Annotated in this window: 9 protein-coding genes and 1 tRNA gene; 6 read left to right on the top strand and 4 right to left on the bottom strand. The window is 42.5% G+C overall.

Annotated features, from left to right (window positions below; genetic code table 11):
* Nucleotides 1-366, bottom strand: a 366-nt coding sequence (locus J7K63_01105) for an endonuclease (protein ID MCD6233624.1), incomplete at its 3' end; no start/stop codon positions are given.
* A 110-nt stretch (nucleotides 367-476) separates the two neighbouring features.
* Nucleotides 477-1,907, bottom strand: coding sequence for a hypothetical protein (locus J7K63_01110; protein ID MCD6233625.1), 1,431 nt, complete (start codon nucleotides 1,905-1,907; stop codon nucleotides 477-479).
* Between the two features lie 164 nt (nucleotides 1,908-2,071).
* Between J7K63_01110 and J7K63_01115 the strand changes: the two genes are divergently transcribed.
* From J7K63_01115 to J7K63_01130, 4 genes are all read left to right on the top strand, one after another.
* The gene (locus J7K63_01115) at nucleotides 2,072-2,878 is read left to right on the top strand and encodes a 2-oxo acid dehydrogenase subunit E2 (protein ID MCD6233626.1); all 807 of its coding nucleotides are present in this window, start codon (nucleotides 2,072-2,074) and stop codon (nucleotides 2,876-2,878) included.
* A gap of 81 nt (nucleotides 2,879-2,959) precedes the next feature.
* Nucleotides 2,960-3,032: transfer RNA gene (locus tag J7K63_01120), tRNA-Met, on the top strand.
* A gap of 384 nt (nucleotides 3,033-3,416) precedes the next feature.
* Complete coding sequence (locus J7K63_01125; protein MCD6233627.1) at nucleotides 3,417-3,872, top strand: hypothetical protein; 456 nt, start codon at nucleotides 3,417-3,419, stop codon at nucleotides 3,870-3,872.
* A gap of 15 nt (nucleotides 3,873-3,887) precedes the next feature.
* Nucleotides 3,888-4,088 carry a hypothetical protein gene (locus J7K63_01130; GenBank protein ID MCD6233628.1) on the top strand — a complete coding sequence of 67 codons (201 nt, stop codon included), beginning with the start codon at nucleotides 3,888-3,890 and terminating at the stop codon, nucleotides 4,086-4,088.
* A gap of 104 nt (nucleotides 4,089-4,192) precedes the next feature.
* Here the strand turns inward: J7K63_01130 and J7K63_01135 are convergent, their stop codons facing one another.
* Both J7K63_01135 and J7K63_01140 read right to left on the bottom strand, forming a co-directional pair.
* Nucleotides 4,193-5,491 carry a M56 family metallopeptidase gene (locus J7K63_01135; protein ID MCD6233629.1) on the bottom strand — a complete coding sequence of 433 codons (1,299 nt, stop codon included), beginning with the start codon at nucleotides 5,489-5,491 and terminating at the stop codon, nucleotides 4,193-4,195.
* Nucleotides 5,488-5,871 carry a BlaI/MecI/CopY family transcriptional regulator gene (locus tag J7K63_01140; protein MCD6233630.1) on the bottom strand — a complete coding sequence of 128 codons (384 nt, stop codon included), beginning with the start codon at nucleotides 5,869-5,871 and terminating at the stop codon, nucleotides 5,488-5,490. The genes J7K63_01135 and J7K63_01140 overlap by 4 nt, the downstream gene beginning before the upstream one ends.
* A 243-nt stretch (nucleotides 5,872-6,114) precedes the next feature.
* Between J7K63_01140 and J7K63_01145 the strand changes: the two genes are divergently transcribed.
* Nucleotides 6,115-7,257, top strand: coding sequence for a hypothetical protein (locus J7K63_01145; GenBank protein ID MCD6233631.1), 1,143 nt, complete (start codon nucleotides 6,115-6,117; stop codon nucleotides 7,255-7,257).
* A gap of 150 nt (nucleotides 7,258-7,407) precedes the next feature.
* The coding region (locus J7K63_01150; GenBank protein MCD6233632.1) for a hypothetical protein at nucleotides 7,408-8,009 on the top strand (602 nt) is incomplete at its 3' end.

Here is an 8,009-nt window from a genome sequence, read left to right on the forward strand (position 1 = left end):
GTTGGGAAAACCATGGGATTTAGGCCACACATGCTCACGGTTCCATGCGTCGTTATAGGTTCCTCCAAACTGTTCATAATTGTATGTGGATCCGTGATCCTGGTAATCTTCATGTTGGGAACGACCGGTATAGAGGAGGATGACATTCTGTGGGTTCAGAGGGTCTTCATCAGTATCCTGAAGTGCCGTATAAACTGCACTGTACGAAATGCGCGTGTGTCCCCGAATGATCGTATGAAGTGTGTGTTTCAGTTCTTCACCGGTTTTACCTTCCGTGCCGGCATAATATCCTTCAGGGATGGCCGCTGAGAGGAGAGAGGCTGAGAGAAATACGAATGTTAATATCTTGTGCAATGTCTTTCCTATATTAAATTATATATTTCTTGTAATGTACAGAAATTATGGAAAAATTCAAATGATACAAAAAAGCCCGGATACTGCCGGGCTTTTAACAAAAATCATCTTTTAGTCCAGTTTTAATCCAGAACTTTTTTGAATTTCAGGAATCCGATAGCACGCCAGAGGATGAGAAGGAAGAGCCAGTATGCGATGAAGATTCCCAAAGTGATTACATATCCCATTAAAGAATTATTGAACATAGTCATGGGGAAATTCATAACCACAAGAAGGGGGAGCCCCAGAAAAATCGTGATAGCTCCGCCATAGATCAAATCTTCCGCCGCATTGGTTTTGAAATCGGGATCGGTTACCCGAATGAGAACCAGTCCGGAATTAACGGTCCCGGTTTTTTCCCCGAAAATCCCGATAAAACGTTCAAAGGGATAGTCGTCAAATGCTCTGTAGACAGCCCAGTAAATAATAAGAGCTGTATACACACCGGCAAAAATGGACATGGTGAGGATGGACATCCAGTATTTAGCAACGATTGTGACAGAGATAGCAGCGATGGAGCTCACCACCAGATAGTCGATAGATGCCCCGGCCAGACGGTTCATCAGTCCGGTATCAATGACATAACTCCGTTTTTGCCAGTCCATCACTTTTCGGACAAGAAGGGTAATGATAATGGCAAAGATGAAGTGAAAACTCCACACCGTAGCCACGAATCCTTCCAGTCCGCTTCGTTCCATCCAGCCGGTCAGCAGATAGACTGTATAGTAGGTTAAAAGGTATACAAAGCCGATCAAGGCAATTTGAAAAGCCATAGACTCGATAGCTTCCGAAGCCAGGGGGAGTTTTCCTGCACTGGGTTGTTCTCCCGTTTTGTATACACCCATACGGATATCACTGGTAATATCGTCTACAGAGTTGATCAGTTTGGTTTTTTTATGTTTGATACCCCATTGAATCAGCCAGATTCCTCCGAAAAAGGCAAAAAGATAACCAATGGCGGCAAAGGTGAGTCCAACCTGACCGCCGCCCTCAAATCCAAACCGTTCCCAGCTCCGTCCCATGGAGTATGCCAGTCCGGGTCCCATACCAAATCCCATGGGGACAAGCAGACCGATTCCGGGAAAGAGATCGGGCTTGATGGTCAGAATAATGGTAAAAGCGATAAGGAGTCCGATGGTTGCCTGCCCGAGAAAGCAAAACAGTCCTGTGATACTTGTACTCAACGGACCTTTACCCCAGGAGGTTTTTTCTTTCCGGAGTCCCATTGCAATAAAGGTGAGTGCCAGAATATGGTAGACATAAACACCCAGCCGGTCGCTGTTCATGGGAATATAGGAATAGTCTGCAAAGGAAAAATCCTTAAAGATATATCCCAGAATCTGCGGACCGAGAATGAGTCCCAGAAAACCTGCCAAGATATTATTGGGTATCAGATATTTCTGGAAAAAGGGGACATAGCGGCGTAAAGCGGTCCCCATGAGTAGGAATAGACTAAGAAATGAGAAGTCCAGGATAAAATCCTTAAAATTAATTGAAACATCCCATGGATTCATTTTTCCCTCCTGTTCTTAATTGTGTTGGGCAATTTAGAAAAAAGGAGGGGTGTGCGCAAAAGGTTATATGATTTTATCATTAAAGGGAGTGAAAAAGAAGTATCAATCCCAGTCATAAGATTTTAAATTTCACGGCTTGCAGGGGAAAAACTGAGGAGGGTTTCATGAATCACATGAAAGATTTAAATTCACCCTGGCGGATCACGGCATCGGCCATGTACAAGGCACCGGTTGACGGCCGGACCTACGGGACCTATGAAATAGACATAACGGATACATTGGCCTATATTCAGAAACGGAAGGCAGAGGGGGTGCGGATTACGCTGACCCAGATGTTTGCTGCCGCGTTGGGACGGGCTTTAAAGTATGATGTGCCTGATCTGAACTGCTATATCCGACGGGGGAAGGTTATTCCCAGGCCTGATGAAATGGTTTTTATTTCCGTATTCATGAAAGAGACCAAGGAGATGGACGGATTTTTAATTTATCGAGCCGGGGACAAGACCGTAACGGAAATTTCGGAAGAAATGTCGAAAAAGGTGGAAAGGACCCGCACGCAGGGGGGGAATAAAGCCACAGCCAACAAGTATCTGCTTGCCAAAATTCCCTGGCCTTTCCGGAACTGGCTATTCCGAATCATCCGATGGATTACGCGGGATATGGGGATTCCATTGAAATTTTTGAAGATAGAGCCCAACAGTTTCGGTAGTGCCATGATCACCAATATCGGGACCCACGGACTTCAGTTTGGATTTGCGGCTCTTTTTCCCGCATCTAATATTCCCATTGTAATCATCATGGGGAAATATGAGGACAAGCCGGTCGTTCGGGATGGTGAGATTGTGATTCGCAAAATATTACCGGTTGCCGGGACCTTTGATCACCGGATTGTGGACGGGTCTCAGGGAGGGAGACTGGCGTCTGCCATAGCAAAATATTTTGCAGATCCGGAGGGATTGGATAAGCGGTAAAATACCGGGATTTTACAAGATACTGCTTGCGAAAAACCAAAAATCCCATTAAATTTAAAAGCTTTTTGAGATAGCAGATATCGCGGAGTGGAGCAGTTGGTAGCTCGTTGGGCTCATAACCCAAAGGTCGGAGGTTCGAGTCCTCCCTCCGCTACAGAACAATCACGCTAAGCCCCTGATAATCAGGGGCTTTCGTGTATCTGGATCTTTCTTTTCACATCCCTGATTTATACCCGATTTCGATGAAATACGATGGAATACGACCTGTTTCGCTAAAAACTGTCCTACATACGTCCTACTAAAATGTGCCCAAAAGCCAGATATAGACGGACGGATCCGGGATGGAGAAGTCAAAAAGAGGGGTGTTATGGCATATTTTACATGGAAATATCCTCAAAAACAGCAGATTGACTCCAAGCATAAGCTGACATTTAAATAATCTATTAAGTACCTATAATTAAACATTTAGTTCTAAATCATTCCCCACCGCCCGCTGCGGTATAGGGATACCTTTAACCCATAAAAACTGGAGGTCATTATGACACAACTCAGCACCGTTCCGGATGATATGCTCATTCAGGAATACAAAGCCCGGTTCTACATCAGGCCGGGACAACAGATCACCAGCCCGCTTCAGGCACAGTACCACCTGGCGTCTTTCTTTGAAAAGAATGAAAGGGAACGCTTTGTGGTAATGTATCTGTCCGGCTGCAACAAGGTGATTAAAACGGAAGTGATTTCCGAAGGAACCATCAGCAAAGCCCACATCTATGCCCGGGAGCTGTTGAGAAGGACCCTGGATCTGAATGCAGCTGCCATCATTGTCAGTCACAACCATCCCAGCGGCAACCCGGAACCGTCCCGGGAGGACATCGAACTCACCCGCGCACTTAAGGATCTTTTGAAGCTCATGGAAGTGGCCCTTTTGGATCACATCATCATCGCAGGGGATCAGTATATTAGCTTATCAGACCGCGGCTATATCACCTATTAAACCTGGAGGCTCATCATGCGTAAAGACATCAAAACCGTTCTCATGGAGCGGGATTACATGACCCATGAAGAAGCAGAAGACCTTATCACCGAAGCCATGAACGACTTCGCGGAAAGACTGCTTCACGAAGACATCTCATCTGCTTATGATATCTGTATGGATTATTTCGGACTGGAACCGGATTATCTGGAGGATATAATGGATGGGATGAACTGACACATAGAAGGTCCGGACCTTTTTCTAACATACTATACCTGGGAGCGAGATGGAATACTTTACGGTGAAATTGGAATCAGATCCAACTCAGAAGCTTGTATTCTTTAATTCAAACGAAAGACAACAGGCAAAGCGATCCAGACACCAATATCCTTATTATTCTGTTTTGCGGGTGTGAATTTTGTTTTTTTCACTGCGTCGATCGCTGCTTCATCCAATCCGGTGTTCGGGATACTTTTCATAATTTTACATTTTGTCACTTCACCCTTTTCACTGACAAAAGCCTGAATGATCACTGTCCCCTCAAGTCCTGCGGATTTTGCTTTTTCAGGATAGATTATGTTTTTTAAGATGGCATCTGTCCCTCCAATGGGTGAGGGTGGTGTATCATAGGGAATAAATTGAACCTCTTCATCAGGGACATGTTCAATTCTTACAACATTATTTTCTGCATCTGATTTGTTGTCAGTTCCAAAAGTGCAGGCTGTCAGGATTATGGCAATCACGAATAAAGTCAATAAGATCTTATGTTTCATTTTAAACATCATAGTCACTCCTTTTTTATAGGTTGTATTCAGGTATACAATCCTTTTTTTCAGATTGTATATATTACCGTCAATCCGTGTAAGTGCCATCCCGTTTAAAACCCGCGTGCTCCTGCTGTTGCCAATTATTCTCAGCAATAAACCGGAATAATCCGGCGGAGTCATATCGGTCCGGTTCAGTGAATGAATATCACAAAGGATTTCACGGTAATACTCACAATAGCGTTTTGCTATCCAGATGAATGGGTTGAAAAACCAAAGAACGCACAGAACATGTTGGACAATGGTATGAAATGCATCATGTCTGCGGATATGTTCATATTCATGGGCAATGATCGATTGTATTTCAGATACCGGAAGATCCAGAGCTGACCGGGGAAGGATAATCACGGGATTGATTATTCCATAGGACAGGGGTGAATCGGTATATGAACTAATCTGTATTTTTGTCCTGCGGGAAAAGGAGGGAAGTTTTAAAAGCAATTGGTCCGGAGCAGGAATGGTTTTCAATTGTTTGTGGAATAAATATTCATTCAGAATCATCGAACTGAACAAAATCATAAAGCCGATAATCCAAAAATATTGAAAAAGCGTTGCAAAGCTGAAGGAGGAACTGATAGCCGGTTGAACTGTCATATCAGTAAATATGGGTGCAAGGGTGAATGGAATATTCGGTAGTCTGTCGTTTTGAATATGCAGTGTGAACGGGAAAACATGACGGAGAATGATCAGATACCACAGGATATACATAAGTCTGGGGGATATATTTTTCCATGAAGACAGAAGCCACAGAACCAGACATAAAACACCTGTCTGGATGATAAGGGCCGGAATGGAGATCCAGTGGATATTTATCATGACTTTTTCTCCCTGTAATGATCGATTAATAATTGTAACTCTTCAATTTCATCTTCAGACAATTTTCCGGATTTAATCAGATATCCGGATAATCTGCTGAACGATCCGTTAAAAGCCCGTTTCACAAAGCTTTCCGTTTCATGATGAAGGGCAGTCTGTTCTCTGATTGCCGGTTCATACAGGTTGATTTTCCCTTTTTTCTCTTTTTTAAGAAGCCCCTTATCGACCAATCGTTCAACATATGTCTGAATTGTTGTGTAAGCCCTTTGATAGGATTCAGGAAGTTTATCGGCAATTTTCCGGATACTTGTTTTCCCGTGTTTCCAGAACAACTTCATAATTTCCCACTCAAGGGGTGTCATGGTTTGGGAATTTGGCATGATATCTCCAATTACTACATCTTTAGTAAATAATAGGGAGTTCGATAATTTATGTCAAGAAAAAATTTACTTAATTTGTAGTAATTGAAAATTACTTTGTTGATAATGGCATCAAACAATCGGCAGGAATCGGAAGGGGGGGAAGAGTGAAAGCAGGGTTTTATAGATATTATCTTTGTTAAAAAGAGATAAATTTATAAATTATTTTGTGTGTAGAGATAATAAATACAGAGATGTCATAATATGAGAAATTCTGTATTGCTATTAATTCTTTTGTTTATCACGGAATCCTTGTCTGCCCAAAACCTCGAGAGAATTCCGACTGCAGTTTTCTGTTTAAACATACCCCAGGGCTTTGTCCTGGAATCGATCAGCAGCAAAGGCTTTCAGAGTTCAGGAATCAATCATCCGGCAAATATGAATAGTATGAATCCGGCAGCATTATATGCGTTCGAATCATTATCCGCGGGATTATCATACCAGTGGGACGCGTACAAAACGCCAAACTGGTTTGCCGATATTGAACATGGAAGAATTCATAATGCATATCCTCAATCAGCAGGATTCATACTCCCAATTCAACGTTTCCGGTTCGGTTTGGGTTTTAGTCAACGTTTTAACTCGCAACTTGATTATGGAAAGATGGAAATCAGCACAATAGATCATCCGGAAGGGTCTGGCGAGTTTATGCGTTTGATAAAAAATGTCCGGATCTTTTCCTATGCCGGAAATCTTTCGTATGCCATCAAACCTTTTGCCTCTCATAAAAACACAATAAGCATCGGATTGCAAGGTAAATACAATACCTTGTATTATAACAATAAGATGTGTTTAAATGATGAAACAGTTTATCAGGAAATAGAAAACAGGACAGATAACATTGGCTGGAGTACAGGAATTCTGTATGACAGAGTTGGAAGATTTCAGATCGGGTTCTGCTATGAAAAGAATTCCTTCTTTCACGACGATTTTATTATTGACGAAAGATTGATTGGAAAAATCCGTGAAAAAATCCCCGATAAGATGATTTTAGGGCTTACCTGCTATCTGAATCATAATATCTCATTATTAACAGAAGTTGCAAAAGTATATCGTTCTAATAATGAAGATCTGTATTTTTTATCCGATTCCTATGATATAAGTTTTGGAATATCCGGTTGTGTTGGAGAGCGAATCACTTGGTCCCTGGGTTTCTTATCAACGCCTTATCCTCATGAAGAAGCTCAAGAAGCTGATTATAGACTTTATGGTCAGTATCTTTTGGGGGGAATTAACTTGCGTTTTGATCATTTTGATATAGATTGTACAATCGTCACAAGTACCATGCAGGCCGGTGAATGGCGTAAACAGATAACAGGTAAAATGATTCTGGGATATTATCTGTGATTGTCTTTCAGACAGGTTTATTCTAATAATGAATGCTGATTATGAGTGAATGGAAAAGAAGTACACACAACCTCTTGATTTTTAATCAAATCTGCCTTACAATCAATAAGAACAAGAGTATAAAAAATGATACATGTCAGGAAATATATCATGACTCGATGGCTTGTGATTTTATGGTTCATCGTATTTTGTTTTGTGTCCTGCGATGACGATCCCACGTCTCCCGATTATGATGATTTCACCTTAGGAGACACGGTAGTGATCCGGATCGGTGAAACCCTCTATGAAAGTGAGGATGTGTGGGTCCGGCTGGATAGTATTCCGGTGGATACGCGGGTTTATGATGCGAATGATCAAAAGATTTCAGGCACGGCAAAGGTCTGCTTTACGGTAAAGTTTTATAATAACAAGGTAAGTTTCTGTCTGTATAGCGATTCGCTCATGGGACATCTAATGCCAGCTATGGGGACCATGCTCGATACAGTCGCCTATTTTTCAATGACGGATGTCCAACCGCATCCCCTGTCAGGCGAACACATTCAAGTCAAAGACTACTCTGTGATATTTACATTAGAAATGGCCATGATGGCCTACAAACCCAACATCTACCTCTACCCGGAAGAAGAGTGCCGATTGAGTGTATCACTGGGTTTTCCACAGGGTGGACAGGTTGTCGTTTCCGATCCCGCCTATCCCCAAGCCTGGCAGGATATCACCGTTACGCCTGACGGTCGCATTGAAAACACCTATGA

This window comes from Candidatus Neomarinimicrobiota bacterium (assembly GCA_021157965.1).
Classification (GTDB): Bacteria; Fidelibacterota; Fidelibacteria; order Fidelibacterales; family Fidelibacteraceae; genus Fidelibacter.

What these genes read in the sequence shown, in the direction of transcription:
- J7K63_01110 (MCD6233625.1), bottom strand. Translation starts at nt 1,907, where the DNA reads ATGAATCCATGGGATGTTTCAATTAATTTTAAGGATTTTATCCTGGAC.
- J7K63_01115 (MCD6233626.1), top strand. Translation starts at nt 2,072, where the DNA reads ATGAATCACATGAAAGATTTAAATTCACCCTGGCGGATCACGGCATCG.
- J7K63_01125 (MCD6233627.1), top strand. Translation starts at nt 3,417, where the DNA reads ATGACACAACTCAGCACCGTTCCGGATGATATGCTCATTCAGGAATAC.
- J7K63_01130 (MCD6233628.1), top strand. Translation starts at nt 3,888, where the DNA reads ATGCGTAAAGACATCAAAACCGTTCTCATGGAGCGGGATTACATGACC.
- J7K63_01135 (MCD6233629.1), bottom strand. Translation starts at nt 5,491, where the DNA reads ATGATAAATATCCACTGGATCTCCATTCCGGCCCTTATCATCCAGACA.
- J7K63_01140 (MCD6233630.1), bottom strand. Translation starts at nt 5,871, where the DNA reads ATGCCAAATTCCCAAACCATGACACCCCTTGAGTGGGAAATTATGAAG.
- J7K63_01145 (MCD6233631.1), top strand. Translation starts at nt 6,115, where the DNA reads ATGAGAAATTCTGTATTGCTATTAATTCTTTTGTTTATCACGGAATCC.